At 53.6% G+C, this 26,410-nt stretch carries 27 protein-coding genes, 1 other RNA gene and 1 pseudogene; 16 read left to right on the forward strand and 13 right to left on the reverse strand.

The genetic code is table 11. The features are described 5' to 3' along the window. Positions 1-157: 157 nt before the first annotated feature. The 6 genes from tatA to ABC395_RS07505 all read right to left on the reverse strand — a co-directional run bounded on the left by tatA (position 158) and on the right by ABC395_RS07505 (position 3,895). The gene (gene tatA / locus ABC395_RS07480; RefSeq protein ID WP_413001974.1) at positions 158-379 is read right to left on the reverse strand and encodes a twin-arginine translocase TatA/TatE family subunit; all 222 of its coding nucleotides are present in this window, start codon (positions 377-379) and stop codon (positions 158-160) included. Positions 380-509: 130 nt separating this feature from the next. Continuing rightward, the gene (locus ABC395_RS07485) at positions 510-698 is read right to left on the reverse strand and encodes a hypothetical protein (RefSeq protein ID WP_413001976.1); all 189 of its coding nucleotides are present in this window, start codon (positions 696-698) and stop codon (positions 510-512) included. Positions 699-854: 156 nt separating this feature from the next. Beyond that, positions 855-1,676: a YitT family protein gene (locus ABC395_RS07490; protein WP_413001978.1), complete on the reverse strand. Its 822-nt coding sequence runs from the start codon at positions 1,674-1,676 to the stop codon at positions 855-857. Between the two features lie 159 nt (positions 1,677-1,835). Beyond that, positions 1,836-2,252, reverse strand: a complete 417-nt coding sequence (locus ABC395_RS07495; RefSeq protein WP_413001980.1) for a DUF2188 domain-containing protein — start codon at positions 2,250-2,252, stop codon at positions 1,836-1,838. Positions 2,253-2,494: 242 nt separating this feature from the next. Further along, on the reverse strand, positions 2,495-3,208 hold the full coding sequence (locus ABC395_RS07500) for a DUF4247 domain-containing protein (RefSeq protein ID WP_413001982.1): 714 nt from the start codon (positions 3,206-3,208) through the stop codon (positions 2,495-2,497). Between the two features lie 153 nt (positions 3,209-3,361). Then, positions 3,362-3,895 (reverse strand): DUF4178 domain-containing protein, encoded by a 534-nt coding sequence (locus tag ABC395_RS07505; RefSeq protein WP_103997615.1) that lies wholly within the window; start codon positions 3,893-3,895, stop codon positions 3,362-3,364. Between the two features lie 301 nt (positions 3,896-4,196). Between ABC395_RS07505 and cshA the strand changes: the two genes are divergently transcribed. Next, positions 4,197-5,807, forward strand: coding sequence for a degradosome RNA helicase CshA (gene cshA, locus ABC395_RS07510; RefSeq protein WP_413001984.1), 1,611 nt, complete (start codon positions 4,197-4,199; stop codon positions 5,805-5,807). A 93-nt stretch (positions 5,808-5,900) separates the two neighbouring features. Here cshA and ABC395_RS07515 read toward each other — a convergent pair whose 3' ends face one another. Continuing rightward, complete coding sequence (locus ABC395_RS07515) at positions 5,901-5,993, reverse strand: sporulation protein YjcZ (protein WP_103997617.1); 93 nt, start codon at positions 5,991-5,993, stop codon at positions 5,901-5,903. 139 nt (positions 5,994-6,132) lie between these two features. Here ABC395_RS07515 and ABC395_RS07520 point away from each other — a divergent pair, with 139 nt between their 5' ends. From ABC395_RS07520 to ABC395_RS07535, 4 genes are all read left to right on the forward strand, one after another. Beyond that, positions 6,133-6,936: a YesL family protein gene (locus ABC395_RS07520; RefSeq protein WP_413001986.1), complete on the forward strand. Its 804-nt coding sequence runs from the start codon at positions 6,133-6,135 to the stop codon at positions 6,934-6,936. 109 nt (positions 6,937-7,045) lie between these two features. Next, positions 7,046-7,226, forward strand: a non-coding RNA gene (ssrS, locus tag ABC395_RS07525) — 6S RNA. Positions 7,227-7,430: 204 nt separating this feature from the next. Next, positions 7,431-8,087, forward strand: a complete 657-nt coding sequence (gene fsa / locus ABC395_RS07530) for a fructose-6-phosphate aldolase (RefSeq protein WP_413001988.1) — start codon at positions 7,431-7,433, stop codon at positions 8,085-8,087. Between the two features lie 231 nt (positions 8,088-8,318). Further along, on the forward strand, positions 8,319-8,729 hold the full coding sequence (locus ABC395_RS07535; RefSeq protein ID WP_103997620.1) for a DUF1499 domain-containing protein: 411 nt from the start codon (positions 8,319-8,321) through the stop codon (positions 8,727-8,729). 103 nt (positions 8,730-8,832) lie between these two features. Here the strand turns inward: ABC395_RS07535 and tpx are convergent, their stop codons facing one another. Then, on the reverse strand, positions 8,833-9,351 hold the full coding sequence (tpx, locus tag ABC395_RS07540) for a thiol peroxidase (protein WP_103997621.1): 519 nt from the start codon (positions 9,349-9,351) through the stop codon (positions 8,833-8,835). A 184-nt stretch (positions 9,352-9,535) separates the two neighbouring features. Between tpx and gltC the strand changes: the two genes are divergently transcribed. Then, the gene (gene gltC / locus ABC395_RS07545) at positions 9,536-10,465 is read left to right on the forward strand and encodes a glutamate biosynthesis transcriptional regulator GltC (protein ID WP_413001990.1); all 930 of its coding nucleotides are present in this window, start codon (positions 9,536-9,538) and stop codon (positions 10,463-10,465) included. 127 nt (positions 10,466-10,592) lie between these two features. Here gltC and ABC395_RS07550 read toward each other — a convergent pair whose 3' ends face one another. Together ABC395_RS07550 and ABC395_RS07555 are read right to left on the reverse strand one after the other, a co-directional pair. Next, positions 10,593-11,279, reverse strand: a complete 687-nt coding sequence (locus tag ABC395_RS07550) for a zinc metallopeptidase (protein ID WP_103997622.1) — start codon at positions 11,277-11,279, stop codon at positions 10,593-10,595. Positions 11,280-11,319: 40 nt separating this feature from the next. Continuing rightward, positions 11,320-11,751 (reverse strand): helix-turn-helix domain-containing protein, encoded by a 432-nt coding sequence (locus ABC395_RS07555; RefSeq protein ID WP_009674805.1) that lies wholly within the window; start codon positions 11,749-11,751, stop codon positions 11,320-11,322. A 306-nt stretch (positions 11,752-12,057) separates the two neighbouring features. On the opposite strand from ABC395_RS07555, the gene ABC395_RS07560 reads away from it, so the two are divergent. From ABC395_RS07560 to ABC395_RS07570, 3 genes are read left to right on the forward strand one after another with little or no spacing between them, the layout of a single operon-like run. Then, positions 12,058-13,482, forward strand: a complete 1,425-nt coding sequence (locus ABC395_RS07560; RefSeq protein ID WP_413001993.1) for an ammonium transporter — start codon at positions 12,058-12,060, stop codon at positions 13,480-13,482. Between the two features lie 42 nt (positions 13,483-13,524). Beyond that, complete coding sequence (locus ABC395_RS07565; RefSeq protein WP_413001995.1) at positions 13,525-14,649, forward strand: DUF294 nucleotidyltransferase-like domain-containing protein; 1,125 nt, start codon at positions 13,525-13,527, stop codon at positions 14,647-14,649. A 20-nt stretch (positions 14,650-14,669) separates the two neighbouring features. Beyond that, positions 14,670-15,398: an exonuclease domain-containing protein gene (locus tag ABC395_RS07570; RefSeq protein WP_413001997.1), complete on the forward strand. Its 729-nt coding sequence runs from the start codon at positions 14,670-14,672 to the stop codon at positions 15,396-15,398. A gap of 90 nt (positions 15,399-15,488) precedes the next feature. Here the strand turns inward: ABC395_RS07570 and ABC395_RS07575 are convergent, their stop codons facing one another. Then, positions 15,489-16,136 (reverse strand): M67 family metallopeptidase, encoded by a 648-nt coding sequence (locus tag ABC395_RS07575; protein ID WP_413006701.1) that lies wholly within the window; start codon positions 16,134-16,136, stop codon positions 15,489-15,491. A 42-nt stretch (positions 16,137-16,178) separates the two neighbouring features. Beyond that, positions 16,179-17,483, reverse strand: a complete 1,305-nt coding sequence (locus ABC395_RS07580; protein ID WP_413001998.1) for an MFS transporter — start codon at positions 17,481-17,483, stop codon at positions 16,179-16,181. Between the two features lie 183 nt (positions 17,484-17,666). On the opposite strand from ABC395_RS07580, the gene ABC395_RS07585 reads away from it, so the two are divergent. Next, positions 17,667-18,203: a TlpA family protein disulfide reductase gene (locus tag ABC395_RS07585; protein WP_413002000.1), complete on the forward strand. Its 537-nt coding sequence runs from the start codon at positions 17,667-17,669 to the stop codon at positions 18,201-18,203. Between the two features lie 138 nt (positions 18,204-18,341). Here ABC395_RS07585 and cimA read toward each other — a convergent pair whose 3' ends face one another. Beyond that, a complete protein-coding gene (gene cimA, locus ABC395_RS07590; protein WP_413002002.1) occupies positions 18,342-19,958 on the reverse strand; it encodes a citramalate synthase in 1,617 nt (538 codons plus the stop codon). 258 nt (positions 19,959-20,216) lie between these two features. Here cimA and ABC395_RS07595 point away from each other — a divergent pair, with 258 nt between their 5' ends. The 6 genes and pseudogenes from ABC395_RS07595 (at position 20,217) to ABC395_RS07620 (ending at position 26,338) form a co-directional block, all read left to right on the forward strand. Further along, complete coding sequence (locus ABC395_RS07595) at positions 20,217-21,497, forward strand: DNA polymerase IV (protein ID WP_413006702.1); 1,281 nt, start codon at positions 20,217-20,219, stop codon at positions 21,495-21,497. A gap of 159 nt (positions 21,498-21,656) precedes the next feature. Further along, positions 21,657-21,893 (forward strand): ferredoxin, encoded by a 237-nt coding sequence (locus ABC395_RS07600; RefSeq protein ID WP_009674781.1) that lies wholly within the window; start codon positions 21,657-21,659, stop codon positions 21,891-21,893. A 705-nt stretch (positions 21,894-22,598) separates the two neighbouring features. Next, positions 22,599-23,600, forward strand: coding sequence for a L,D-transpeptidase (locus ABC395_RS07605; RefSeq protein WP_413002004.1), 1,002 nt, complete (start codon positions 22,599-22,601; stop codon positions 23,598-23,600). A gap of 387 nt (positions 23,601-23,987) precedes the next feature. Further along, positions 23,988-25,091 carry a quinone-dependent dihydroorotate dehydrogenase gene (locus ABC395_RS07610; RefSeq protein ID WP_413002006.1) on the forward strand — a complete coding sequence of 368 codons (1,104 nt, stop codon included), beginning with the start codon at positions 23,988-23,990 and terminating at the stop codon, positions 25,089-25,091. Between the two features lie 21 nt (positions 25,092-25,112). After that, a pseudogene (gene yjbM / locus ABC395_RS07615) lies at positions 25,113-25,917 on the forward strand (GTP diphosphokinase). 1 nt (position 25,918) lies between these two features. Next, positions 25,919-26,338, forward strand: coding sequence for a DUF309 domain-containing protein (locus tag ABC395_RS07620; protein WP_413002008.1), 420 nt, complete (start codon positions 25,919-25,921; stop codon positions 26,336-26,338). Positions 26,339-26,410 lie beyond the last annotated feature (72 nt).

Here is a 26,410-nt window from a genome sequence, read left to right on the forward strand (position 1 = left end):
GCCGGAACGATTCACCCGGATCTTACAATCTGCAAAAGCTTCTCGCAAAAAAAAGACCGGCAGGAGAACTCTCTCGCCGGTCCTTTTTCAGTTCAAATAAAAAAGACCCTGCATGCGTTGACGCGGAGTCTTCTGTGTATAAAGTGGGGGTGTGCAACTATTTCCGCGCTTCTTCTTCAACGGAAGAAGTAGTGTTAACTTCTTTACGCGCCGGAGCCGCTTGGTTCGATTCGTCGGAAACGAGACCGTTAGTCGCGTCCTTGAATTCTCTGAACATACGTCCGAAGCCGCGTCCAAGTTCAGGCAGTTTGCTTGGTCCGAAAAGCAGTAAAGCAACTAGAACAACGAGCAGTAAATGCCATGGAGAGAAAAAATTCATTACATGCACCTCCAATTCGATGCCGGCATGCAACCAGGCTATTCAATCGTGCCCTTATCATACCATGTAATGGGACACCAATCCAGTTCATTTGCTACTTTTTTGTGAATATATGAAAAAAACGCCCTCCTTATTGAAGGAGAGCGTTTTTGCGGTTCTCGTTTATGCTAAACTGTACAATTTCAATTACATCTTCCTGGTCCAGAGACTGAAGTCCGTTCACGAGGACGATTTCGGAATTGAGTTCCGTACGCGTTAAAAACGTATAAAGCTCCGGGGTGTAAGTCTTCACGATATGAGACAGTTTTACGGTTTCCATTTCCATCATCCTTCCTATCCGGATTTGATGAGAAAACTAAGCGGAAATATGATTCGTAAACCGAAATGAAGCCAAGCGGAAGCCTTCTTTCATTATACCATAAAGAACCGCGGGTTGCATGGGCACATCCTGGATTGCCGCGGATGAAATCCGGCTCTATTGACGGCGGAATTCACCAAAGACACCGACCGTTTCGACCACGTTCACGAACGCCTTAGGGTCGGTTTCTTTAATGATTTTCTGCAGGCCGACGAGTTCGTACCGCGTCGTTACCGTCATCAGGAGGCTCTGTTCCTGATTCGTGTAAGCCCCTTCGGTACGGATAACGGTCACCCCGCGCGGGATCACGAGAAGCTTCTCCAGAAGCGCTTCTCTTTGTTTCGTCACGATAAAGGCGGTCACTTTTATATGACGGATATGAATCGTATCGATTACCTTGCCGGCAATATAAATGGACAGCATCGAGAAGAGGGCGAGGTCCCAGTTATTTTTAGCGTACCCCAGCATAAAAATAACGCCGCCGTTCAAAGCGAACAGCATCTGGCCGAGAGGAAAATCCCGCTTGCGCGTCAAAATGGAGCCCACGATGTCAAAGCCGCCCGTTGAGCCGCCTGCCCGCATCGTAATCCCGGCGCCGATTCCGACAAGCACGCCGCCGAATACGGCCCCGAGAATCGGTTCCTGCACCAGCCCGCGGACCGGAATCAGCTGCATGAACCAAGTCGTGGCGATAACGGACGCGAGACTGAGCACAATGAACCGGCGCCCGATGATGACGAGTCCCCAGATGATCAAGGGCAGATTCAGAACGAAATATAGAATGGAAATATCCATGTTCGTCAAATATCCGATTACCATCGCAATACCGGATACTCCGCCGCTCAGGAGTTCGTGCGGAATAAGAAACATGTTAAAGCCGAACGCGACAAGCGCCGCGCCGAGTAGTACAACCGCGATGGAAATCCCTTTTTTGTCCACACGATCACCTCAAGAAGTAGTATGCAGATTAAAAGTACCACTCATCCGGGATAAACATCAAGAGGAATTGACCGGAGGTTAATAAAAAAACGGACCTTTTCGAAAATAAACCTGTCATTCCGCCGCTCAGGTTACTTTCAGCCGGTCCGTTTGTGCAGTTTAAGAGTAATTGTGCGAGTTCTGAACGGTGCCGTCTTTCTTGTGGATAACGGCTCTCGTGTTGGCGTCGGAAGCAAGCTTGTCGGCTTTCTTGACCGCATCGCTTTTCGTGTCCGCTTCATAGCGGGGTTTGTCTTCACCCTCGGCTTTAACGGCCCAGCCGTCACCGTCGGGTACGACATGGAGCGGTGAGGAGTGAGAGGAAGAAGCCCGTCCTTCCGTTCCGCTTTCGCCGCCGCTCCGGTGGTCGGGATGGTTGTCATCCCATTCCTCCGCTTTCGCGGTAGCAATCGCGATGGCGCGGCCTTCCTCGTATCCTTCGCCGAGCAGGGCGTTTGCGATTTCAACGGCTTTCTTGCGCACCCGCTCGGGTAAATTTTTCATTGAGGGCGGATAGTCGTTTTTGGTCCAAGGCATGATCGATCCTCCTTCCGGAATGCTTCATGCATGCTCGTTGTTCTCTTACCCGGATGGCGGAAGGATTAACCAGAAGGTTTGCACCGTGCGAAAATCCAGCGCGCGGTGCTCGGCTTCACGAAAAGGTGTCAGCCACCATGCTAAAAAGCCGTGCGGCTGTTCAGCGGACAGCCGCACGGCTTGCTTTTTCCCGGACCAGTGCCGGAAAAGATTTCGAATGCATGAATCGTGCCGCGGCCGTCCTACCGCCGCCTCTTGAACGATCCGGACCGCCCGCTGGTTCCGGGCCTTGTCCCGATCCCGCGTTTGATGCGCCCGGGCTTCGTGATCTCTCCGCGGCGGTCGCCGGCTCCCGTACCGGCCCCGATCCCGCCGGTCGTACCGGACGGGCTGCCAGGTGTGCGGAACGATCCTTCGCGGTCCGACGTTACGGGCGGTTTGGTCGTGCCCGTGCCCGTACCGGTGCCCGGGGAATAGCCGCCGGGTGTCCCCCGGTAGGTCGGGGTGGAGCGGTAGCCGCGGTAATCGCTGATTCCACGGCTATTGAAAAACCCGCCGCCAAGAACGGACTGGAGCATGGCGACGGTCAGGAAGGTTTGCAGGAAGGAGGGCGAGTAATGTTCCCTGGCATACTGGATAGTATCCACCTGGACCAGGGTGTTCGCCGGGTTCTGCTCGTCCCGCTGCAGGTTGATGACCTTGTCGGGATAGAGCAAAAACATCTGATCCTGCGATTCCTTGCTGATCTCGCGCGGCTTCTCCCGTGCGGCGAGTTCCTTGGCCACTGCGGGTACATCCTTATTCTCCGCGGTGTATACTTTCGATAAATTGCTGCCCGATCCGTCGGCGCTGGTCAGATTATATTCCTGCCGGACGAAATCGCTGGCGTTGGGGGCGCAGCCCGCGAGCAGAACAAATACTAGCAGGCAGGAAATCCATGATGTCCATTTGTTCAAGCGGAAGGCACCTCCTGAAGGCTGAAGGGGGATCAAAAACAGAAGCCTCCGTTTAACTGGAGAAGCCGCACAGGCTGTCTGTGCGGCCGTCTGCAGCCTCAGCGCCGGTTGCCGCCGGAACAACGAAGCGAATTTTCCGCCGCCCGCCGGACGTTAAAGCGTCGCCCGCATAAACTTGACCTGCGAGGCCGGCGTGCGTTCGCCCTGCATGGCGACGAATTTGCCGTCCTGCCATTGCAGGAAGAAATAGCGGTCGTCAGGTCCGAAGTATCTCCAGATCATGACTTCGTCGCCGCTGCGGAAATCGGTGTTGCCTTCCGAACGGGTCACGTCGCTGCGGTGATGCTCCAGTTCAAACGTGTCCTCTCCGTCAAGCTCAAGCCGGGAAGGTACGTCGTTCGGATCGTCGAGTGCCCCTTCCATGAAATCGCAAAGGAAGCACTCGTAAGAACGGCCTTTCTCGATGAGCAGGCAGCGGACGTCTTTGCCGCTCTGAAGATAATACGCATAGCGGTGAGGCTCGAAACCCCGGTCGAAATAAATGACTTTCCCGGAAACGACGTACTCCTCGAGATCCACGTTGACGATATCGCCGACGCGGGATTCCTCGAAAGGATTCGCTTGTCTGACCGGTTCCTGCTGTTTGTTGCTGCGGATGATGTTACCTACGCGTTTGAATATAGACATAAAGGGACGCTCCTTACGTTTAATCTGGTGTTCTTCTGTCCATTATATACGATGAAAAGCGATTAAGGTTTCGATGGCAGACCCTCTTCCTCCCTGCACATGGGCAAATAGTCACTGGAAAAGCTTGAGTAAAATATGTTATACTAGTCGAGATATTCTTAAGGGCGGCTCTACGAATTAGGATAAGGGCAATTCGGGATAGGGTTTCCGCACGGATGAACGGATATTAAGGAAGAAAAGTCGTGCTTAAGGGTATATAAAAGAAGAGAGATCTTCATCGGATAAAAGGAGAATGAACGGATTGAAAAATTTTTCAGAATTTGATTTAGATGCAAAAGTAATCAAAGCAATTACAGAAATGGGTTTCGAAGAATCGACCCCGATTCAGGAGAAAACGATTCCGCTTGCGATTGAAGGACATGATCTGATCGGCCAGGCGCAGACCGGTACGGGTAAAACGGCCGCTTTCGGTATTCCTCTCGTAAGCAAAATCGAGCCAAGCGAAGAGAAAATCGTTGCACTCATCATGTGCCCGACGCGTGAACTTGCCATTCAGGTTGCGGAAGAAGTAAGCAAACTCGGACGCTTCAAAGGCATCCGCTCCCTGCCGATCTACGGCGGACAAGATATCGGCAAGCAAATCCGCGCGCTGAAGAAGAGACCTCAAATCATCATCGGTACGCCGGGACGTCTGCTTGACCACATCAACCGTAAAACGATCAAGCTTGAAGACGTTAAAACCGTCGTTCTCGACGAAGCGGACGAAATGCTCGACATGGGCTTCATGGATGACATCCAGTCCATCCTGAGCCTTGTGCCTGCAGAGCGTCACACGATGCTCTTCTCGGCAACGATGCCTCCTAACATTCAGAAGCTGGCTCAACAGTTCCTGACGAATCCTCAGCATGTATCGGTTATTCCTAAGCACGTAAGCGCTCCGCTTATCGACCAGGCTTACATCGAAGTGCATGAGAAGCAGAAATTCGAAGCGCTCAGCCGTCTTATCGACATGGAATCCCCGGAACTGGCGATCGTATTCGGACGTACGAAGCGCCGTGTAGACGAGCTGGCGGAAGCCCTGCAGAAGCGCGGTTATGCCGCTGAAGGCCTGCACGGCGACTTGTCCCAGAACCAGCGTGACAACGTCATGCGCAAATTCCGTGACGGCAGCATCGAAGTGCTTGTCGCTACGGACGTGGCGGCGCGCGGTCTCGACGTTTCCGGCGTAACTCACGTCGTTAACTTCGACCTTCCGCAGGATCCGGAAAGCTACGTTCACCGGATCGGCCGTACGGGCCGCGCGGGTAAAGAAGGAACGGCTTGGACGTTCGTAACGCCGCGTGAGATCGATCACCTGCACTTCATCGAGAAAGTAACCCGTCACCGCATTCCTAAGAAGCCTATGCCGAGCCCGGCCGAGGCTATGGAAGGCAAGCAGAAGGTAACGGCAGAACGCATCATCAACCTGCTTCAAGAAGAAAAGCACAACGAATTCAAAGGCGTAGCTATCCAGCTTCTTGAGGAATATGATTCCGTCAACCTGCTGTCGGCGGCTCTTCAGCTTCTTACCGGCGGTGAGAAGAAGGAAGTATCCGTCGAGCTGACTCCGGAAGATCCGATCCGTGCCAAGAAGCGCCGCGTCGATGTGCGCAGCTCCGGACGCAAGTTCAACTACGGCAGCGACCGCAGAGGCGACGGCCGTTCCGGCGGAGGCTACGGCTCCCGCTCCGGCCAAGGCGGATCGCGCTATGGTTCTTCTTCCTCTTCCCGGGGAAGAGACGGCGGACGCGATTACCGCGACCGTGACCGTGACAGCCGTTCCGGTGGCGGATACGGCTCCCGCAGCGGCGGTTCCGATTACAATCGCGACCGTTCCGGCAGCTCCCGCCGCAGTGAAGATTCCAACGCTTAACTGATTCCAATATCAAAATGACGACCCCGACGGGTCGTCATTTTTTTTGGAGATTCGCGTTAAATTAATTCGTACGGATTTGTTCGGGTATGATTAGTAGAGGAAAGAACGAGTGATGATAACCAGCAGAATGAAGAGTACCAGAATCGCACCTGTGGAAGTAAAAGCACCGCCAACACCAGACATGTAATCTCCTCCTCGTGAATAATTTGAAGCCGTACTACCTTAACAGAATATGCCCGCGGGGAAGAAAAGAAAGGGCGGCTACCTATGCTCTACAAAATAGGCTATAATAAGATTAACATCTACAGAGGGGGACAAGGGTTTGGAATTTAGAGGACTAATGGGCGGCTTTTACCGGATTTCCGAATGGATCATGAGGCTGTCCGCCATTAATCTGCTGTGGATTCTTTGCAGCATTCCGTTTTTCTTTTTTGCATTAGCCGGGCTTACTTCGGGCCAAGCGGATATTATGGTGCAATCGCTTGTTTTAATGGGTATATTGGCACCGTTTACACTGTTTCCTTCTACGGCTGCGATGTTCACGGTAGCCCGTAAGTGGGTGACCGGGGATGAGGATGTGCCTCTGTTCAAGACCTTCTTCCGCGGCTACAAAGAAAACTTTCTGCAAAGCATGATCGGAGGCATCGCCTTCGTCTTATTCGCCGTGATTCTGTTCGTGAGTTACCGTTTTTACGCGGGGCTCGACAGCGCGCTTTCCCTTCTGTCCTATATGTTCCTGGCCATGGGGATTTTGCTGATCGGCGCTTATTTCAATTTCTTCTGTATCATGTCCCATCTTCATATGAAGATTGTGCAAATCATTAAGAACGCGATCCTGCTGACCATAGGCAATCCCGTGACAAGCGTGATGACGATTATCGGAAACGTGGCGATCGTGATCATCAGTTTCCGCTTCAGTTTCCTGCTCGTATTTTTCGCCGGCAGCGTCAGCGCGACTTTTTCGTTCTGGCAGTTCAACCGGAGCTTTGAGAAAATCAAACGCAAGCAGGAGGCGCTGGAAGAGGCTGAACGCGAACGGCAGGAGGAAGAGAACGGGCAGGCGGAGCTGGATACGGCGGCTGTCCGTGTAGACGATTCGACAAAGAAAGAGTCTGACAAACTGTAGCCCTAGTCCCCTTTTCAACGGCATTCTGAAGCGATAGACCTATTCTTACAAAAGACAGTCGATTCCAGTTGAATCCGGTTCGCGATTGTCTTATAATAGGGATACAAACAAAATCCTGCGATGTACGTTTCGGTTTCTTTTGTTTTAAACCAATGATTGTTTCTCGGGAGATCCATATTGAAGCGCGGCTGACATGCCCCCGAAAAGGGACTTCAAAAACGCTTCTGCGATCACCCACCTGCTAAAGCAGGTTTGAAACTATTAAACCGGACGGCATTTGCGGGTTTTTTTATGTTCTCATGCATGTAAAATCTTAAAAAAAGACACAGCTCCGTAAAAGGGGCTGTTTTTATTTTAGCCCAAAAAGGGTAATTTAAAGAGAAGCTACAGGAACGGACCCTTTTTGTATTAGGACCATTTTTATGCTATGGTAAAAAAGTGGAATGTGAATGTACATAGAGATCAAAAATTTTGCCGAAAGTGGTGGATCGTGTATGAAGCTGTTTCTTGATACGGCCAATGTAAACGAGATTAAAGAAGCGCACGAGCTGGGGGTTATTTCCGGAATCACGACGAATCCGTCTCTGATTGCCAAAGAGGGACGCGATTTTTTTGAGACCCTTAAGGAAATCGTAGACATCGTAGGCGATCTGCCGATCAGTGCCGAAGTGGTCGCCACGGATGTGGAAGGAATGGTCCAACAGGGCGAGAAACTTGCGAAAATCGGCAGCGGAATCGTGATTAAGGTACCGATGACCGCAGACGGTCTCAAAGCGACGAAGCGTTTCAGCGACCAAGGCATTAAAACCAACGTGACCCTTGTTTTCAGTTCCACACAGGCGCTTCTGGCGGCACGCGCGGGAGCTACCTATGTATCCCCGTTTATCGGACGGCTGGACGACATTAACCAGGTAGGCATGCACCTGATTGAAGAAGTGAGCCAGATTATTACCGTACACGAGCTGCCGACACAAATTATCGCGGCAAGCGTGCGTCATTCCACGCATGTGATCGAGGCGGCCCTATTAGGCTCTCATATCGCCACGGTGCCGTTCAAAGTGATCGAAGCTATGATGAAGCATCCGCTGACGGATGCCGGAGTGGAACGGTTTATGAAAGACTGGGAAGGCGCCAATCAGAAAACTTTTTAAAAAATCAGGGGTGCACATTTAGATGGATTATGACCCCGTGTAAATTAGAAGCCTCTCTGCGGAGAGGCTTTTTATCATATAAATGCGGTAAGGATGGATTAAATTGGTTATTTAGCCGCTGTTCAATAAAATGCCCAGGGATTTATGCCCGGTTTTTGCCGTTCTCCTCTTTTGCTTCCCTGCAAAGAATGGTAAGATTGTTTTTAGTGTGGTTTGGCAAGCAGTTTGGATATGCTTCATGAAGGGGGAACGACTTTGAAACGAACGTTAGTCGGTTTGCTTCGCAGTTTCGAGACAACCGGTGAGAAAGCCAAAGATCCGGAATTAAAAACCCGTTACTACAAATTATCCAAAGACCAGGTGTGGGAAGAAACGGTCGGAATGATCAAAAAAACACCCGGCTACAAACTTCTCCACGAAGTGAAGAATGTCGGAGAGATTGTGGTGGAAAAGCGTACGGCTCTCGGACGTACTCAAGATATTACGATTACTTTGTTTGAGGTTAATCCGACGACAACGGCTATTGATATTTATTCGGCTTCCCGCGGCAACATGGGGGACCTCGGTTCCAATTACCGGACCATCCTGGATATTTACAAGCAGCTGGACAAAAAGCTGGCAGCTTACAAAATCAGTCGCTAACGCTTGAGTGCTTGAAGGCGGCTTCGCAGGCATAAAAAAACAGCAGAGGATTCGATGAGCCCATCGATTCCTGTGCTGTTTTCTTTTTTTTTGTCCGGGAGACTTATACGAGCTTCTTAACCGCTTCGATTGCAGCCTCGTAGTTCGGGTGCTCGGTCATTTCACCAAGATACTCCACATACTGGATCTTGTCATTGGCATCAATGACGAAGATGGAACGCATGTCGAGCTGGAGTTCTTGAATCAGAACGCCGTAAGCTTGTCCGAAGGACTTTGCTTTGTAGTCGGACAGCAGGACGACCTGGTCGATGCCTGCCGCACCGCACCAGCGGGCTTGCGCGAACGGAAGATCGACGCTGACTGTGAGAACGGCTACATTATCGCCGAGCTTGGCGGCTTCTTCGTTAAAACGGCGGGTTTGAGCGTCACATACGCCCGTATCGATGGAAGGTACCACGCTGATCAGCTTCACCTTGCCGGCATAATCCGAAAGGGAAACTTCGTTCAGGAGGTCTTTGTTCAGTTTGAAATCCGGTGCTGCATCGCCCGCTTTAAGTTCAGGGCCGACGAGTGTGATCGGGTTGCCCTTGAATGTGGCTGCACCCTTGCGTTCTTGTGTCATATGTATTCCTCCTTATCGATTATCCGAAAAGAACTGGAAATTCCAGCCCTCCCTATTATACCCTCGCGTTCGAGGGGTTGTCCAACCTTCTTGAGCCGAAAGGTCATGCGGAAGCGGTTCTCGGCAACCCCCAAATCGGCTATAATAGGTAGAGATGGAAGTACCTGCTATGGGGGAGGAACACGTGGAGTTACGACAACTGCAGTATTTCGTGAAAGTGGCCAGAAAACAGCATATGACGCAGGCGGCCGAAGAGCTTCACGTGGCCCAGTCTGCCGTAAGCCGGCAAATCCGCCAGTTGGAGGAGGAGCTTGGTGTACGCTTGTTTGTCCAGAAAGGCCGCAATCTGCAGCTGACTCCAGCGGGAAGGCTGTTTCTGAGCCGGGCGGAACACATTTTGACCGATTTGGAACGCGCGGTGGGGGAAGTCCGTGAATTTCTGGACCCCGAAGGCGGGGAGATCCGGGTCGGTTTTCCCCATAGCGTATCCGTTTCTATTCTTCCCGCGTTTATATCCCGCTTCAAGAAAGAACATCCCAACGTTAAATTCCGCTTAAAGCAGGGGACGTACACGAGTCTTATTCGTGACGTTACGGAAGGCGAAATCGATCTTGCGATCATATCGCCGTGTCCGGAGACGCACGAGCTTGTGAAGGGAGAAGTGATGCTTACGGAGGAACTGCTGGCGGTGCTTCCGCCTAACCATGCGCTGGCCGGCCGCAAAAGCATCCGGCTGGAGCAGCTTAAGGAGGAGCCGTTTGTCATGTTCGGCGAGCAGTATTCGCTTCGTCCGATCGTTATGAACGCCTGCCTGAAGGCAGGGTTCGTGCCGAAGATCGAATTCGAGGGGGAGGAAACGGACACGATCCGCGGGCTTGTCGCAGCGGGGATGGGCGTTAGTCTTCTTCCCGAGCTGGCGCTGCGTTATTCGACGCATATCGAGCCGTGTGTAGTGAAGGTTGATCCGAAAGTGACGCGTACCGTAGGCGTTATCCGCCGCAGGGACGAGAAGCTTCCCCTCGTGACCGAGCTTTTCAGCCGGTTTCTGATGGAATTTCAGCCTGCCGCGGGTTTTAATCCGAGCAAGACCAAGGACGAATTGTATGAAAATTAGCCCCTTATCGGCACCCCCTGCGGATAACGGCTGATTTTCCTCTTATAAACAGAAAAAAGCTTTCGTCGTTGAAGACGAAAGCTTTTTGAGTGTACAGCGAAAGCTGTGCCGAAATGTTACAGCCGCGTTAATCGTCGGAACGGCTGTTGAAAATCATGACATACTTAACGAGCTCAAGCAGCGAGATAAGGGCCGCAGCCACATAAGTCAAGGCGGCCGCGTTAAGCACTTTGGCTACGCCCTGCTCTTCTTCGTTAGTGATAAAACCGCCTGCGATCATAAGCTCGCGGGCCCGGTTGCTGGCATTGAACTCGACCGGCAGGGTCACGAGCTGGAAAAGTACGGCGGCGGAGAAGAAGATGATACCCAGAAGAAGCAGAACATCAAACTGCTGAAAAATAAGGCCTGCGATAAGCAGAAGCGGAGCTACGCCGGAAGCGAAATTGACGACCGGGAACATCTTGTGGCGTGCAACCAGCATCGGATAATGTACCTGGTGCTGGATCGCGTGGCCTACTTCGTGACAAGCTACCGAAACGGCCGAGATGGTGCTCTCATAGTAGACAGGTTCGGAAAGACGCACCGTTCTGGAGATGGGATCGTAGTGGTCCGAAAGAGCTCCCGGAACCGGCTCGATCGGTACATCGTAGAGTCCTTCCGCATCGAGCATGCGGCGGGCCGCCTCGTATCCGGTCATACCGGATTGAACGGGTACTTGAGACCACCGGTTGAACGTGCCGCGTACCCGGAACGAAGCCCATATGGATAAGCCGAATGCGATGAAAATAAGAAAATCCATAGGATGAAAAAACATAGCTGCAGACCTCCAAAGTCAAGATAGTCGCGGGGATCCGTTACGTAAAGGGACCTTTGCCGAGCAGGTAGAGCAGTGCTTCGACGCATGCGGCGGTAGGCTGAGTGATCAGATTATAAATCTTCTTAAGCTGATTCGGTTTTAACTGCTGAATCATAGGATCAAGTTCCTTGATTTCTTTCTGCAGTTGGCCGAGCAGCACCTGATAGGATGTCAGCTTATCGGTCACATGTTCGTCGTGGGCCGCTTTGTCCAGTTTCAGCATCGTTGTACGGATTTCTTCCAACGTATATTTCTCTTTTTTCATTTCTTCAATACGTTTGAGCCGCAGCAAGGTTTCATCCGAATACAGGCGGTAATTGGTGTCCGATCTTTTCTCGGGATGAATCAGACCCAGCTTGGTGTAATAATCGATCGTCCTGGGGCTGACTCCCGCCAACCGGGACAATTCTCCGATTCTATGAAGCTTCATATCCCCATGATTTGCCCCTCCTTTAAAATTTAATGTTCGCACGTATTTACCTCAGCCTAATGATACCCGATCCTAAACCGTACAGTCAAACGTAATGCTTTTGACATTTTGATGAACATAAACATACATTACATATACATAACACATTATGATAATTAAATTAAAATTATTAGAAAATCCATGGATTTTCACCTAAAAAATCATGGGAAAGTGAACAAAACCTATTGTAATCCTGAGAAATGTTCGCGTATAATGACAATAATCAAACTGTATGTTAATAAATCTAACACGAAAGGGCTGGTATCTATGATTAAAAAGACACTGATCGGGTTAGCGCTGCTCAGTATGGTTTTCCCGACTCTGGCGTTTGCGGAAGGGCCGACACCCGAACAATTGCAGGCCGCTATCAACTCGGTGTGGGTGCTGGTCGCCGCTATGCTGGTCGTCTTTATGCAGGCCGGTTTCGCTCTGCTGGAAGCAGGCTCGACCCGGATGAAAAATGCCGGTCACGTGGCGGGTAAAACCATTCTTACTTTCGGAATCTGCGCAATCGCATTCTGGGCGTTCGGTTTCGGTCTTGCCTTCGGAGACGGGTCCGGATTGTTCAACAACAACCTGTTCGGTCTGACCGGTTTTTTCATGGACGGGGTCAACGCCGACGCATTCGTTTCCCTGAGCGCTTCGGATGTTCCGATCACGATCAAGTTTTTATTCCAGTTGGCCTTTGCGGGTGTTTCCCTCGCAATCGCGTGGGGAGGCTTCGCCGAACGCGCCAAGCTGCCGGTTTACTTTATTTTCGGCCTGCTTTTCACCGTGGTGATTTATCCGGTCGTGGCTCACTGGGTGTGGGGCGGAGGCTGGCTGTCCAAAATCGGCATGCAGGACTTTGCGGGCTCCACGGTTGTGCATCTGCAGGGAGCCACTGCCGCACTGGTGGCAACCATCCTTCTGAAACCGCGTATCGGAAAATTCAATAAAGACGGCTCACCCAATAAGATCCCGGGACACAACCAGGTGCTTTCCGTGCTTGGCGTCATCATCATCTGGATCGGATGGTTCGGGTTTAACCCGGGCAGCACGCTCAGCGCGATGGGAGACGGGTTCTTCGGCTATATCGCCCTGACGACTAACCTCGCGGCGGCGGCGGGCGGCGTGGCCGCTATGGTGGTGTCGTGGATTTATTTCGGCAAATCCGATATACCGAGCATGCTGAACGGAGTGCTCGCGGCACTAGTCGCGATTACGGCTTCCTGCGCCTTCGTTACGCCTCTGGCGTCGATCGCTGTCGGAGCCATTGCGGGAGGAGTCACTTTCTTTACGGCGATCTGGTTCGAAAAGAAAGGCATCGACGATCCGGTCTACGCATTTTCCGTGCACGGGATCGCGGGGATTTGGGGCACGCTGTCCACAGGGTTTTTCGCCACGCCGGAGCTGGCCAAAACGGTCAACGTAGGCGGAGCGGGCTTGTTCTACGGGGGCGGTTTTCAACAGCTGTGGGTGCAATTTATCGGAGTTGCGGGCGCACTGATCTTCGTTCTTGCCATTTCTTTCATCGTTCTCGGACTGATTAAGGTGACGACGGGATTGCGCGTTACGGAAGAAGAAGAAATCATGGGACTGGATCTGGCAGAGCACGGGACTTACGGGTATCCGGAGCAGATGAATCACGCTATCGAAGCGCACTCATCGGCAAAACAGTCCAATGAAGGCGGCCGTTCGGTACCGGTTTAATGAGCCCGTCCCGGACCCGACTCATCTAAGGAGATAATCGTCATGGAACTGACAATCGGCTCGGCCTGGCAGATGCTTCGCACTCGGATCAACCGTGCCGAAGGTTCGGATGAACTGGCTTTGATCCGCGCGGATATGCAGGATTTGTTCAGTAAAGAATCCGGCGGGGGAACGACGGTTTTAATGTACAAGGAGCTGAACTTTACACACGATACCCTGATCCGGAAAATGGTTTCATTGGCGGAAAACCGCCTGGCGGCGGAAGGAGCGGGGGAGCGCCCGCTCCCTTACGCGTTCCTGCTTATGGGAAGCGGCGGACGGGAGGAACAGACGCCGTGGAGCGACCAGGACAACGGACTGGTATATGAAGATCCGCCGGAAGGGATGGAAGCTGCGGCGGACGGATATTTCAGCAAGCTGGCACAGCTTATCCGCCAAGGCTTGGAGCTGGCAGGATACCCTCCGTGCACGGGGAGGGTGCTTGCCGAGAACTCGATGTGGAGAAGAAGCGAGTCCGGCTGGAAAGAACAGCTCGGCGGCTGGTTTGCGGAGCCCGTTTGGGAAAATGTCCGTTATTTGCTGATCGCGGCTGACTTGAGATGTGTATACGGCAGCGAAGTTCTGGCAGAAAGGCTTAAACAGGCCTTCCTGGAGACCATTTCCCGCAGCCCCGGACTGCTTCAGCCGCTGCTGGCTAACACACTGCACCACAAAGTGCCCATGGGCCTCCTGGGGCGTCTGGTGACGGAGCGGTATGGACCTTACGCGGGAGGTGTAGACATCAAATACGGGCTTTATATCCCGCTGGTGAACGCGGTTCGTCTGCTGGCCCTGGAGAATGGCGTATCCCACTCCTCTACTCTCAAAAGAATAACAGCGCTCATGGAAAGAGGGGCTCTCTCGGAAGAGGCCGGCACCGCTTGCCGCGAAGTGTTTCTGAGCTCAATGAAAATGAGACTGATGACGCCTTTTTACAGGAAAAACGGACATTTCGCGACTGTGGGCATACTGCCAGCCGAGAAGCTGACCCGCGAATGCCGGAAGGAACTGAAAAACGGCCTTAAATTCGGCAGATCGCTTCAGCGGAAGGTTGTCCGGAAGGTGCGGGATTCCGCGAAAGGCAGGGTTGCTTCCGAAGGCAAGCCGCGCGGTTATGCCGGGCAATAGGAAGGGAAAGGAGTAAAACGATGAAAGAGAGCGGTCCCGGCGGCGGTATGTGGAGGCTTTACAAGATGGGCGGACTGACCCCGGCGATTACATCGGTGTTTAACCCGCGCAATGCCCAGCAGATGGCGTTTATCCGCCAGCTTCTGAAGGATCAGCGCAGACACTCGCTGCTGGACACACATCTGCACAATCTCAAAGTGGTTGTTTTTGATCTGGAAACAACGGGCTTCTCCTCGTCGGCGGACGAGATCATTTCGATCGGCGCGGTATCGATGACCGGGAACCTGCTCGAAGAAAAGACGTTTTACACCCTCGTGAATCCCAACCGGCCGATTCCCCCACATATCGAAGAACTGACGGGAATCCGAACGGCGGAGACGGCCGAAGCGCCGGACCTGATTTCAGCCCTGCGTGAATTTTTCGAGTTTGTCGGCGCGAGGGTTTTGCTGGCGCACGGCTCGGCCCATGACAGAGCGTTTTTGAATGCGGCGCTCTGGAAAACTTCCAAAGTCAGCCTCTCCCACCGTGTATTGGATTCGATGATGGTGGCCAAATGGCTGATGCCCCGGCGTAAAGAGTATACCCTCGATTCTTTGCTTGAGGCTTACAAGCTTCCTGTACTGAGAAGACATCACGCACTGGACGACTCTCTGATGACCGCCGAGTTGTGGAAGAAGTTTCTGGAAGACATCCGTGAAATGGGCGTGGATACGCTTGGCGATCTGTATGCGCGGCTCAGTAAAACTTAGGATCTAAAAAATAATGATCATAAAGGCGCGTAAACGAACAAAGCAAGCAGGATTGCGGAAAGCCGCGAGTACCTGCTTGCTTTGTTTGGTTCATAACGCTTCTACATAAAGCGGGATTGTACGGAGCGTTGAGAGACTTGGTGTTTGATCGGTCCCGTCAGACGGAATCCTTGCCTCACGCTGTTCAATCCGGTCGGGCCAGCCCGTGCCGGAGGGACTGCCAATTGCGATCTGCCCCGCAGCGGCCTTACCGGCGGGTACAGACGTTCCCGATGGGACGGGCGAAGCACCGTTACCGCTCTCCTGCGGTTCCTCCCAAGCGTAAACTGCGATCCGGGGGACGGGACGCTCGAGGGAGACAATCCAGAAAGAGGCCACCTCCGGCCACAGCCTAAAGGCTGAAATGTCTTCGAGAGACGGCGTAGCGGGCGTACGGGGGTGGGAGTGGAACAGTCCCAGCAGTACGGGAGCTTCCGAAGCCTCTGCCCGCCGGTCATTTCCTGCTTTTCCGCCGCCTAAATGAATCATAATATCGGAGGGAGACATACGGAAAGAACGGGAGGGGCGCTCCGAAACATTCGGAACCCACACAAAAGAGGAGACATAGGCGGTCTGTCTGCGAATTTTGCCATAGACGAATCCGCACGCTTCTTCACCGGGAAATTTACCGAAACGCTCCAGCCACTCCGCGTACAGGGATGGGCTTACTTTGATTTCGGTTAACCGTTTCACGTTCATCATGCGCTAATTATAGCGAAATCCCATGCCGCACTCAACGGATCAGCTGATTTTTCCCTGCGGCTTAACAAGGAAAAACACGAGAAGAAGCGTCACGCCGGCCAAAGAGGCGACGGTAATAAAAATGAGCCGGTCGGATTTATCCATCAGCCAGCCGAAAATGGGCGGACCGAAGGCCACACCGATGAACCGGAGGCTGTTGTAAATGGACGTGATCATACCGCGTTCGCTTTTTTCCACGGATCCGGTGATCATCGTGTTGAGACAGGGGAGTAGCAGCCCGGTACCGATAGCGCTCAGGGTAAGCAGCCCGATAAACAGATACAAGTTCTGGAAAGCGAAAATCGTGGATGCCAGGGAGAGCGTCATCGTTAACAGGCCGATGTTGATCAGCCAGCGCATCAGGGTGCCGTTTTTCTTGATCAGAGCTCCGGTTGTGTAAGAGGTAATGACCATGCCCAGAAGCGGAATTGCCAGGATGAGCCCTTTTTTGACGCCATCAATATTGTAGGGAGGCTCTTCCAGGATGTTGGACAGATAAAACAAGACGCCGAACAAGATAAAAAGCGCAAGTGAGCCCGCGAAAAACGAAGTGATCAGCCAGCGTCCCTTATCTTTCAGAATGGTCCCGATTTTGTGAAGATAAGGCTTCAGCTTCGTCGGTTCCTTCTTGCTTTTAGGTTCGTGAATGAGAAACATCATGGCCAGCAGGGCCAGAACACAAAAGACGGGAAAGGCGAAAAAAGGCATATACCAGACGATAAGGGCAAGCAGAGAACCGAGGATGGGACTGAGCACCTTGCCGAACCCGTTGGATGCTTCCGTCAGGCCAAGGGCTTTGCTCTCCGTTCCCCCTTTATATAAATCGCCGACGAGCGCCATCGCGATGGGGGCCGTTCCGGCTGCGCCGATTCCTTGAATGGCTCTGGCTATAATCAGGATCGTATAGGATTTCCAGATGGCTCCGAACGCCGCTAAAACTCCGGCCGCCCCATAAATAATTAAAGACGGGATGATCACCGATTTCCTTGTAAACCGGTCGGATAAATAGCCCGAGATAGGGATGATCAGTCCTGCGGTTATCGAAAACAGAGTGATGACCAGACTGCTCTGGAATTGGGTAATGCCCAGTTCGGTCTCCAGTTGGGGGAGAATAGGGACCAGCATCGAGTTGCCGAGCACCAGCACCAGCGGTACGGTTGCAATAGCCATAAATTCGAGAAGCCGGCCTTTGCCGCCGCCTTCTTGTTTGCCGCCTTCAGCCGTCTGTTCGGCGGTAAACTGATAGTCGTCGTTCTGATCACTCTCGAAAATGATGTCAAGCCCTCGGGATTTCGATTTTTCCATGTGGTTGACCTCTCTTCTGACTTGGTACGGATAGGGTTTCCCCGGGTCGGAAGATCATACTATTTAAGCCGTTCATAATGTTGGAATCGGATAAAGTTGGGGATACTGACCGTGTATGTACCTGATTTTGAGCTTCCCGTGTGATAGAATAAAAAGCGAATGATGCGGAAAAGAGGGCTGAATTTGAAACGGAATGCAGCGATTCTGGCCATCGTGTTTCTTCTGGCCGCGGCAATACTTGTGCAAATGGGCAAAAAAGACGAAAAACAAACGGCTGCGCCTACCCAAACGGGACCCCGGCCGGGCATGCTTGTGCCTTCCTTCAGCCTGCCTGACTTGGAGGGTAAGCTTTACGAGGTCGGTGGAGCGCGTGATAAGCCGCTTATTTTGAATTTTTGGGCATCCTGGTGCGGACCGTGCAAGATGGAAGTGCCGGATTTGATTGATCTTCAAACAAAATACGGGGACAAAGTGGACCTGGTGGCGATAAATGTTACGAGTCAGGATGACGAGCAAAAGGCGAGGGCTTTCGCCAAGGAGTACGGCATCAATTTTCCGGTGCTGCTCGATGAGCCCGGTAAAGTTTCGGAATCGTTCAAGTTCCTGGCCATCCCGACGAGCTTTCTCGTAGACAGAAACGGAGTCGTTCAAGAAGTGGTAAACCTTCTTCCGAAGGCGGAATGGGAGAAGAAAATCAAGGCTTTGATTAAGGCGAGCTAGAAGGTAAGGGAATCTGAGGCGTTTAATCCCGTCACGATTTTTCGCAACGCAAAAAAAGCCCCGTTTCGGATCCGTGTGTAAAGGCCAGGCTGGCCGGCACGGCAGAAACGGGGCTTATCTTTGTGTAAGGTATATTAATTAATGGTTCACAAGACCGACCGGTCTTGGATCGAGCGATTCTCTCTCAACGCAGGACTTGCCGATTAACGCATACCGGAAGCTGTCCACAAGCGCATGCCAGCTGGCTTCGATAATATTGGAGGAAACGCCGACGGTATTCCATTCGTTCTCGAAATTGCGGGATTCGATGAGAACGCGGACTTTGGAAGCGGTAGCTCCTTTGTCGTCAAGTACGCGCACTTTATAGTCGGACAGGTGCATTTTGTGAATGTCCGGGTAGAAAGGCAGCAGCGCTTTACGCAGCGCGTTATCGAGCGCGTTGACGGGACCGTCGCCTTCCGCGGCGGTATACATCGATTCGCCGTGCACGTTCACCTTGACGAAAGCTTCGGAACTGACCGGGCGATCCGCCGATTTTTCCACGAAAATTTTGAACGATTCCAGCACGAACGGCTCCTGAAGCTCGCCGGCAGCTTCACGCATCATCAGTTCAAGCGAAGCATCCGCACCTTCGAACTGGTATCCCTCGTGTTCGAGGTCTTTGATGCGCGAAATGATTTCTTTCGCCTTGCCGTCCTGCTGCTCCAGGTTGAGGCCGAGCTCGGCCGCCTTCGACACGAGATTGCTCTGTCCCGCCAGCTCCGAAACGAGCACGCGCTGCTTGTTGCCGACCTTCTCGGGAACGATATGCTCGTACGTGCTCGCGTGCTTGAGGATCGCGGACACGTGGATGCCGCCTTTGTGGGCGAAAGCCGCGCTGCCGACGTAAGGCTGGTTCATCGGCATGTGCATGTTCGCGATCTCGCTGACGTAACGGGCGACGGGGCCCAGCGATTCCAGCTGCTCATCGGAAATGCAGGTGAAGCCGAGCTTAAGCTGCAGATTCGGAATGACGGAGCACAGATTCGCGTTGCCGCAGCGCTCGCCGTATCCGTTCATCGTGCCCTGAACTTGACGGGCGCCGGCCCTTACGGCTGCCAGGGAGTTGGCGACGCCCAGCTCGCAGTCGTTGTGGGCGTGGATGCCGACGGGAGTCGTGATCTGTTTCTTGACTTCCGTGACGATCTCGAAAATCTCCTCCGGCATCGATCCGCCGTTCGTATCGCAAAGCACGATCCAGTCCGCACCGGCTTCCTGCGCCTGACGGATCGTCCGGATCGCGTAGTCGGGATTATTTTTGTAGCCGTCAAAAAAATGTTCGCCGTCGTAAATCACTTCAAGACCGCAGCTCTTGAGATAGCGGACGGAATCGAAAATCATCGCCAGGTTTTCTTCCAGTGTCGTCTGGATGGCGGTGTGTACGTGAAAATCCCACGATTTTCCGAAAATCGTCGCGACTTTAACGCCCGACGCCACCAGCGTCGTCAGATTGGGATCTTCTTCGGCCCTGGTGTTCTTGCGGCGGGTGCTGCCGAATGCCGTTACTTTCGCATGCTTAAGATTCAGTTCCTGAACACGGTTAAAAAACTCAATGTCTTTGCCGTTGCTTCCGGGCCAGCCGCCTTCTATATAATGAACGCCCAGCTCGTCGAGCTTCTGGGCAATTTTCAGTTTGTCCTCCACGGACAGGCTGATTCCCTCGCCCTGGGTTCCGTCACGAAGCGTAGTGTCAAAGATTTTGATTGAATCGGACATTTCGGTGCTCCCCCTCTAAACGTGTGGCTGTTCATTTTTCGAATGTTTTCTCGAATGTATAATGCACGATTATACCATAATTTCACCCATAAAGAATGAATTTTCGCAAATTTTGGACGATAGCCGTTCTTGATTCCGCAGGCGTACAGGAATAGACTAAGAATGTGAAGAAATAACGAGGACAAAGTGCGCCGTACGTGCTTTTTGATACACAATTCGGGACTTAACGCGTCCCGCGGGAAGGAGGGGACGAAGATGATGGCCCAGGAAGGGTATCCCAAAAACGGACGAGTCATTTTACATATCGATATGAACGCGTTTTACTGTTCCGTACACGAAGTCATGGAGCCCGAACTGTACCGGGGCAAGCCGATCGCGGTGTCGGGCAGCGTCGAGCAGCGCAAAGGCATCATCGTAACCTCCTCCTATCCCGCCAGGGCGCGCGGCGTCAAAACGGGTATGCTTGTCCGGCAGGCGATGAGGCTTTGTCCGGAGCTGGTGCTCATCAAGCCGAACTTCGATTTGTACCGGCAGTTTTCCCGCGGTTTCCGCCGTATAGTCTATGATTATTCACCGATGGTCGAGACCATGTCCATTGATGAATGTTATGTGGACATAACGGGTTCCAAACAGTTCGGAACCCCGCTTCAGATCGCGGAGGAGATTCAGACCCGGATACGCGAAGAGCTCGGACTGCCCTGTTCGGTCGGCGTGGCGCCCAATAAGCTTCTGGCCAAGATGGCTTCCGATATGAAAAAGCCGAACGGGTTGTTCGTGCTTCGTCTGCGGGACGTGCCGAAGGTGCTGTGGGACCGGCCGTGCGGAGAATTGTACGGCATCGGCAGAAAGACGGCAGAGAAGCTGCAAAAGCTGCAGATTCACACGATCGGCCAATTGGCGGCCGCCGACGAAGGGCTTCTCCGCAAGTCGTTCGGCATTAGCGGGCCCGCTCTCAAGCAGGCCGCCAACGGCATCTCGCGTTCGGAAGTAAACCCGGAGCGCGAGCCGAATAAATCGGTCGGCCATACGACGACGCTTCCTTACAATTATACGGACCGCAAGGAAGTGTTCCGTGTTTTCCTGAATCTGGCGGATCAGGTCGGACGCCGGCTCAGGCACCAGAAGCTGATGGCTTCGACCGTGCAGATCACGATCCGGGACCCCGATATGAAGACGATCACGAGGAATGTGACGCTTCCCGTTCCGACAGATCATCACGAGGATTTGTACAAAGCCGCGTGCGAGCTGTTCGAGCGGCACTGGGAGCCGGAAAAGCCGATCCGCCTGCTTGGCATCACGGGCCAGAACCTGACTCCGAAGGAGGAGGCGGCCATCCAGCTCGATCTGTTCAGTTACGAGCAGCAGCCGAAGAAGGATAAGCTCAGCGAAATCATGGACGCGCTCCGGGATAAGTTCGGCGAAGATGCGGTGCTAACCGCGGGGATGATCGGAGACAATCCTTCGGCGCATATCCGCAACCGCAAACGGAGAGGAACTTCATTGCAGAAGGACCCCGACGGAGATTCATTCCCGTTATAAAAGACGGAAGCCGAATAACATCAGGCCCGGAATGAAATCTTAAAGGGGAAGAGCCGGACACCGCGCGGCGGCTGGCTTTCCACTTGTACTTTCCGTTGAACTTTCGAATACTTTATATTATAGTGGACAATGGAGGACTATTAGAGGAGGAATTCATATATGGCTAAGTATACATGGGTGGAAAAAGACACCTGCATTGCGTGCGGAGCTTGCGGCGCAACTGCTCCAGATATTTACGACTACGATGACGAGGGTATTGCGGAAGTGATTTACGAAAACGACGGTAACCACGGCGTAACCGAAATTCCGGAAGATCTGTACGACGATCTGCAGGATGCGCAAGACGGCTGCCCGACCGATTCGATCAAAGTGGCCGATACTCCTTTCAATATGTAAGCTCTCTTTCTTTATACAAATAAAGCCTTGTTTCCCTATAGGAAACAGGGCTTTTTTGTCTGTTAATGTCGAAAAAACGCAATAAAGAGAGAAAAGAACAGGAAAAGAAACCTTTTTAGAAGGAAATTCAACGGAAGGAGTTCTCCTGCCGATAAAAGGAAAAGAAGCACCGGTAATCCTTAAAGCAGGCGGTGAAAAAAGTGAGCACAGAAAAACCGGACGAGAAACTGGCCCGATTTTTGCGGCACAATCCCATTGAAGACCGGGTTTACCTGAAAGAATATGTCCGGGATCATCCCGACCAGCGGATGGCGTGGTACTTGCTCGGCAGAGAGTATGCGGCCCGGGGGGACAGGGGGAAAGCGGCTTACTGTTACGCGCAGTCGGGGGAAATCTATGAAGCGTTCGAGAAGCGGAAAATAACCGTCGACTGGTCGGCGCTCGATTCCTCCGTACCCTGGCCGCAGGAGCTGAAGACGGCGGCGAAGCGGAGCCGCCGCAGAAAAGCCGCGCTTACGGCCGCCCTGCTGGCCCTAATCGCGCTGCTGCCTTCCCCGGCGGGGCCGGACGCAGGAGACGGGCGCCTCGGCGGAAGCGCCGCCGCAACGGCGGAGCTCCCCGCTGCGGACGGGGAGACTCCGCGTCTACCTGGCGGCGGAGAACTCCTCCGCCGCAGAAAAATCCGCGAGCGGAGCGCTCGAGCGGATGCTGCTGCGCGACAGGCGGGCAGGCGGCGAAGCCGTCCTCCTGTCCGCGCAGGGCGCGGACGGGCCCGGAGGCGGCTGGATCGCCTGGCACCGGCCGCTGAAGCCGCTCCTGGCGGTCGCAAGCGGCGGGCCCGGCGAGGCGGCGGCGATCGCCTATTTCGACGCCGCCGCCTGCAACTGCCGCCCGGACGACCCGGGCCGCTTCGCGGAGCCCGCCGGAGCCTGGCGGCAGCGCCAGGAGCAGCTCCTCGTGCTGCGCTCGGCGATGGAGGCTTACCGCGCGATGAGCGGAAAGCTGCCGGAGCGCCCGGAGGAGCTGCTGAGACCGTATCCCGACAACGTGATGTCGGGATTGACGCCGTACATGCGGGAAGCGTTCCCGCTTGTACGGGAGGCGGCTGCCGCGGGCGGAGGGGCCGCAGGCGGGGCAGCCGGCACGGAAGCGGCTTCGGGCGCGAAGCCGCCCGCCACTTCCGCCGCCGCGGAGGCGGCGCTGCGGGAGCCGCTGGCCATCGTCGTGGACACGAAGCTGCACCGGCTGGCGCTGGTGAGCGGCCGGACCGTCGTGCGGAGCTACGAGGTCGGTCTCGGAGGCGCGCGGACGCCGCTCGGCGAATTCGCCGTCTCCGAAAAAGTCCGCAATCCCAAGGGGCGGACGAAAGGCGAGTTCGGCACGCGGGGGATGACGCTGTCCGACACGGACTATGCGATCCACGGGACCAGGCACCCGTCCTCGATCGGCAAGGACGAATCGCTGGGCTGCATCCGGATGAAGCAGGAAGACGTGGAGGAGCTTTTCGATATGGCGCCGAAAGGGACGAAAGTCACCATCGGCAGCGGGCTGCTCCCCGCGGGGCTGGTCGGAGACGGCCCGGGCGGCGCGGGTGCAGCCAAAGGAAGCGGGGCACCCGGGGCCGGATTCGGCCCGAAGGGAGCTTTCAAGCTTCCTGCGGAGGTTCAGGAGGCCAATCCCGGTAAAGTGTACCGCTGGCTGGATTAAATCCCGTCCGTATAGGACGGATGCGAAAGCGCCTTCCCTGCTTTGTGCGGGAAAGGCGCTTTTTGTCATGAGAGAGCAAATTCTCCGTTGTACGGGAGACGAGGAAGCGCGGCTTGAATTCGCCTTTTTTAAAACCGATTAAAACGATCCGGTTTATATAAATAGGTTCTGCCGCAATTAGAGGTCCAAATAACCAAACATTTGTACGGATTGAGTGATAAAGCGAACGATTTTTATGCTATAATATATTTCGTTCGTGTTTAATGCGGTTTAAAGGGAGTTATACACCATCGTCACAGGTTTCTGTACGGGTAAAAATCTTTGCATTCTCGCGTGGAACGCGATAAACTGACAGATGAGAGTACTGAGGAACGGAGTGTCAACTGTATGGTATACAAGAAGATCGCCAAGCCGGTCCTGTTTCGTCTGGACGCGGAGAAGGCGCACCATTTGACGATTAACGGACTTAAAACGGCTGCCAAAATTCCCGGACTGACATCCGTTATCGGCGCTGCCTGGGGGTCCGGGCATGCTCCCGAGCTGCACAGCACGCTGTGGGGAATCGCGTTCCCGAATCCGGTAGGACTTGCTGCCGGTCTGGATAAGAACGCCCAGGCGGTGGAAGGGTTCTCCAGAATGGGATTCGGATTTATGGAAGTGGGTACCGTTACCCCGAAGCCGCAGAGCGGCAACGACAAGCCGCGGCTGTTCAGGCTTCCGCAGGATGAAGCCCTGATCAACCGGATGGGCTTCAACAATATCGGCGCGGAGGCGATGGCGCAAAATTTGAGCCGGCTCGGCAGCCGTCCGATTCCGGTGGCGGTCAACATCGGGAAGAACAAGACGACGCCCAACGAGCAGGCGGAGGAAGATTACCGCTCCTGCATCCGGACTTTGTACGGGCACGGCGATTTTTTCGTCGTTAATATCTCTTCACCGAATACGCCGGATCTGCGTAATTTGCAGCATGGCAATGATCTGCAGAGATTGCTTCATGCGGTCACGGGCGAGATGAAGATTCAACACGAACGGAACGGCGGCGCAGCCAAGCCGGTTCTCGTCAAAATCGCGCCCGACCTGACCGATGCCGAGCTTGAAAATACGATTGCCGTCATCGGCGGCAGCGGGGTTTCCGGAATTATCGTTTCGAATACGACGCTTGGACGCGACGGTTTGAATCATCCCAACCGGGATCAGGCAGGGGGCCTGAGCGGACGTCCGCTGACAAACCGGTCGACCGAGCTTATTTCGCGCGTGTACCGGATGACGGAGGGACGCATCCCGATTATCGGTTCCGGCGGGATTTTCACCGCGCAGGATGCCTACGACAAAATCCGGGCGGGAGCGAGCCTCGTCGAGGTATATACGGCGCTTATATACGAAGGCCCGGGCCTTTTGAAGAAATTGAATGAAGGTTTGTCGACCCTGCTTAAAAAAGACGGCTTTACCCATATTTCCGAGGCGATCGGGGCAGATCAACGTCGACTTTGACCGGAAGTGGAGGCAGTTCTTATGGATGGAAGAGATTGGAAGAAATTTCTGTTTCCTTATGAACAGACCGTAGAGGAACTCAAAATTAAATTCAAAACGCTCCGGGCGGAACTCAAAAACCGCGAGGAATATTCTCCGATCGAATTCGTGACCGGGCGTGTTAAAAAAATCTCCAGCATCTTGGATAAAGCCAAAAAGCTGAACGTGCCGATGGACGAACTTGAAACCGGCATCGAGGATATCGCGGGCATCCGCATCATGTGCCAGTTCGTGGAAGATATTGAAACGATGCGCGAGCTGATCCACCAGCGTAAGGATATGAAAGTGCTGTACGAGAAAGATTATATCGCCAACAAGAAGGAAAGCGGTTATCGCAGCTTTCATATTATTATCGAATACCCGGTGCAAACCTCTCTGGGGATGAAAAAGGTGCTTGGCGAAATTCGAGCTGCGTACGTTGGCGATGAATTTCTGGGCGACCATCGAGCATTCCCTGAATTATAAATACAAGGAAAGCATGCTCCCGGAGGAAGTGCGTACGAGACTAAGCCGGGCGGCCGAAGCCGCTTATCTGCTGGACCAGGAGATGTCCAACATCCGCGGCGAAATCGTCGAAGCGCAGAAGCTGTTCGAAGATAATTCGAATCTGGTTACCGTTATTCTGAACTGCATTCAGGTGCTGTACTTCTATCACCGGGTTCGGGAAGCCGTTCAATTCCAGATGCGGTTCAACGAAATTTTCGAAAAGGACGATACGCGGGCCATGCGCGAACTCCAGGATGAAATCCAGGAAGCCATCAAGCGGGCGAAAAAAGGGGAGCGCTGATTTGCGTCCCTACGATCCTTTGTACATCGCTTTTTTACGCGAATTCAATGTGAACCGGGATTACTACGAATGTCATGAAGTGATGGAAACCCTTTGGCTGGAGGAAGGCCGGAAGCCGTTTTACCAGGGGCTGCTCCAGATTGCCGTAGGGCTGTATCATCATGAGAACGCTAACGTATCGGGAGCCGTTAAACTGATGGAATCGGGGATCGCGAAGCTGCGGGGGTACCCGGACAGGCTGCTCGGAATAGACCTCGCTCTGCTGCTGCGGGATGCGGGGGAGTATCTCGTCAAGCTCCGGAATCACTGCGCGGGACCGTTCGACCCTTATCCGCTGGATATCCGCATCGTGGATGAGGATCTTGCGGGACGGGTCAGGCAGTTTCAAGCGGGACCGGAAACGGACAGCGGGGAAGCATGATGATTACCGGCAGGCATCATGCGCAAGTTACGATGATGATTTCCGGCTTCGAATAGTTTTTGTGCAGCGGCC

Origin of the sequence: Paenibacillus canaveralius (assembly GCF_047238265.1) — a bacterium.
Taxonomy (GTDB): Bacteria; Bacillota; Bacilli; order Paenibacillales; family NBRC-103111; genus Paenibacillus_F.

Coding starts and splice junctions, on each gene's coding strand:
- tatA (WP_413001974.1), bottom strand. CDS start 379: ATGAATTTTTTCTCTCCATGGCATTTACTGCTCGTTGTTCTAGTTGCT.
- ABC395_RS07550 (WP_103997622.1), bottom strand. CDS start 11,279: ATGTTTTTTCATCCTATGGATTTTCTTATTTTCATCGCATTCGGCTTA.
- ABC395_RS07505 (WP_103997615.1), bottom strand. CDS start 3,895: ATGTCTATATTCAAACGCGTAGGTAACATCATCCGCAGCAACAAACAG.
- ABC395_RS07600 (WP_009674781.1), top strand. CDS start 21,657: ATGGCTAAGTATACATGGGTGGAAAAAGACACCTGCATTGCGTGCGGA.
- ABC395_RS07575 (WP_413006701.1), bottom strand. CDS start 16,136: ATGAACGTGAAACGGTTAACCGAAATCAAAGTAAGCCCATCCCTGTAC.
- ABC395_RS07515 (WP_103997617.1), bottom strand. CDS start 5,993: ATGTCTGGTGTTGGCGGTGCTTTTACTTCCACAGGTGCGATTCTGGTA.
- ABC395_RS07535 (WP_103997620.1), top strand. CDS start 8,319: ATGCTTCATGAAGGGGGAACGACTTTGAAACGAACGTTAGTCGGTTTG.
- tpx (WP_103997621.1), bottom strand. CDS start 9,351: ATGACACAAGAACGCAAGGGTGCAGCCACATTCAAGGGCAACCCGATC.
- fsa (WP_413001988.1), top strand. CDS start 7,431: ATGAAGCTGTTTCTTGATACGGCCAATGTAAACGAGATTAAAGAAGCG.
- ABC395_RS07565 (WP_413001995.1), top strand. CDS start 13,525: ATGGAACTGACAATCGGCTCGGCCTGGCAGATGCTTCGCACTCGGATC.
- ABC395_RS07605 (WP_413002004.1), top strand. CDS start 22,599: ATGCTGCTGCGCGACAGGCGGGCAGGCGGCGAAGCCGTCCTCCTGTCC.
- ABC395_RS07555 (WP_009674805.1), bottom strand. CDS start 11,751: ATGAAGCTTCATAGAATCGGAGAATTGTCCCGGTTGGCGGGAGTCAGC.
- ABC395_RS07495 (WP_413001980.1), bottom strand. CDS start 2,252: ATGCCTTGGACCAAAAACGACTATCCGCCCTCAATGAAAAATTTACCC.
- cimA (WP_413002002.1), bottom strand. CDS start 19,958: ATGTCCGATTCAATCAAAATCTTTGACACTACGCTTCGTGACGGAACC.
- ABC395_RS07610 (WP_413002006.1), top strand. CDS start 23,988: ATGGTATACAAGAAGATCGCCAAGCCGGTCCTGTTTCGTCTGGACGCG.
- ABC395_RS07580 (WP_413001998.1), bottom strand. CDS start 17,483: ATGGAAAAATCGAAATCCCGAGGGCTTGACATCATTTTCGAGAGTGAT.
- ABC395_RS07595 (WP_413006702.1), top strand. CDS start 20,217: ATGGCCCAGGAAGGGTATCCCAAAAACGGACGAGTCATTTTACATATC.
- ABC395_RS07485 (WP_413001976.1), bottom strand. CDS start 698: ATGGAAACCGTAAAACTGTCTCATATCGTGAAGACTTACACCCCGGAG.
- ABC395_RS07570 (WP_413001997.1), top strand. CDS start 14,670: ATGAAAGAGAGCGGTCCCGGCGGCGGTATGTGGAGGCTTTACAAGATG.
- ABC395_RS07560 (WP_413001993.1), top strand. CDS start 12,058: ATGATTAAAAAGACACTGATCGGGTTAGCGCTGCTCAGTATGGTTTTC.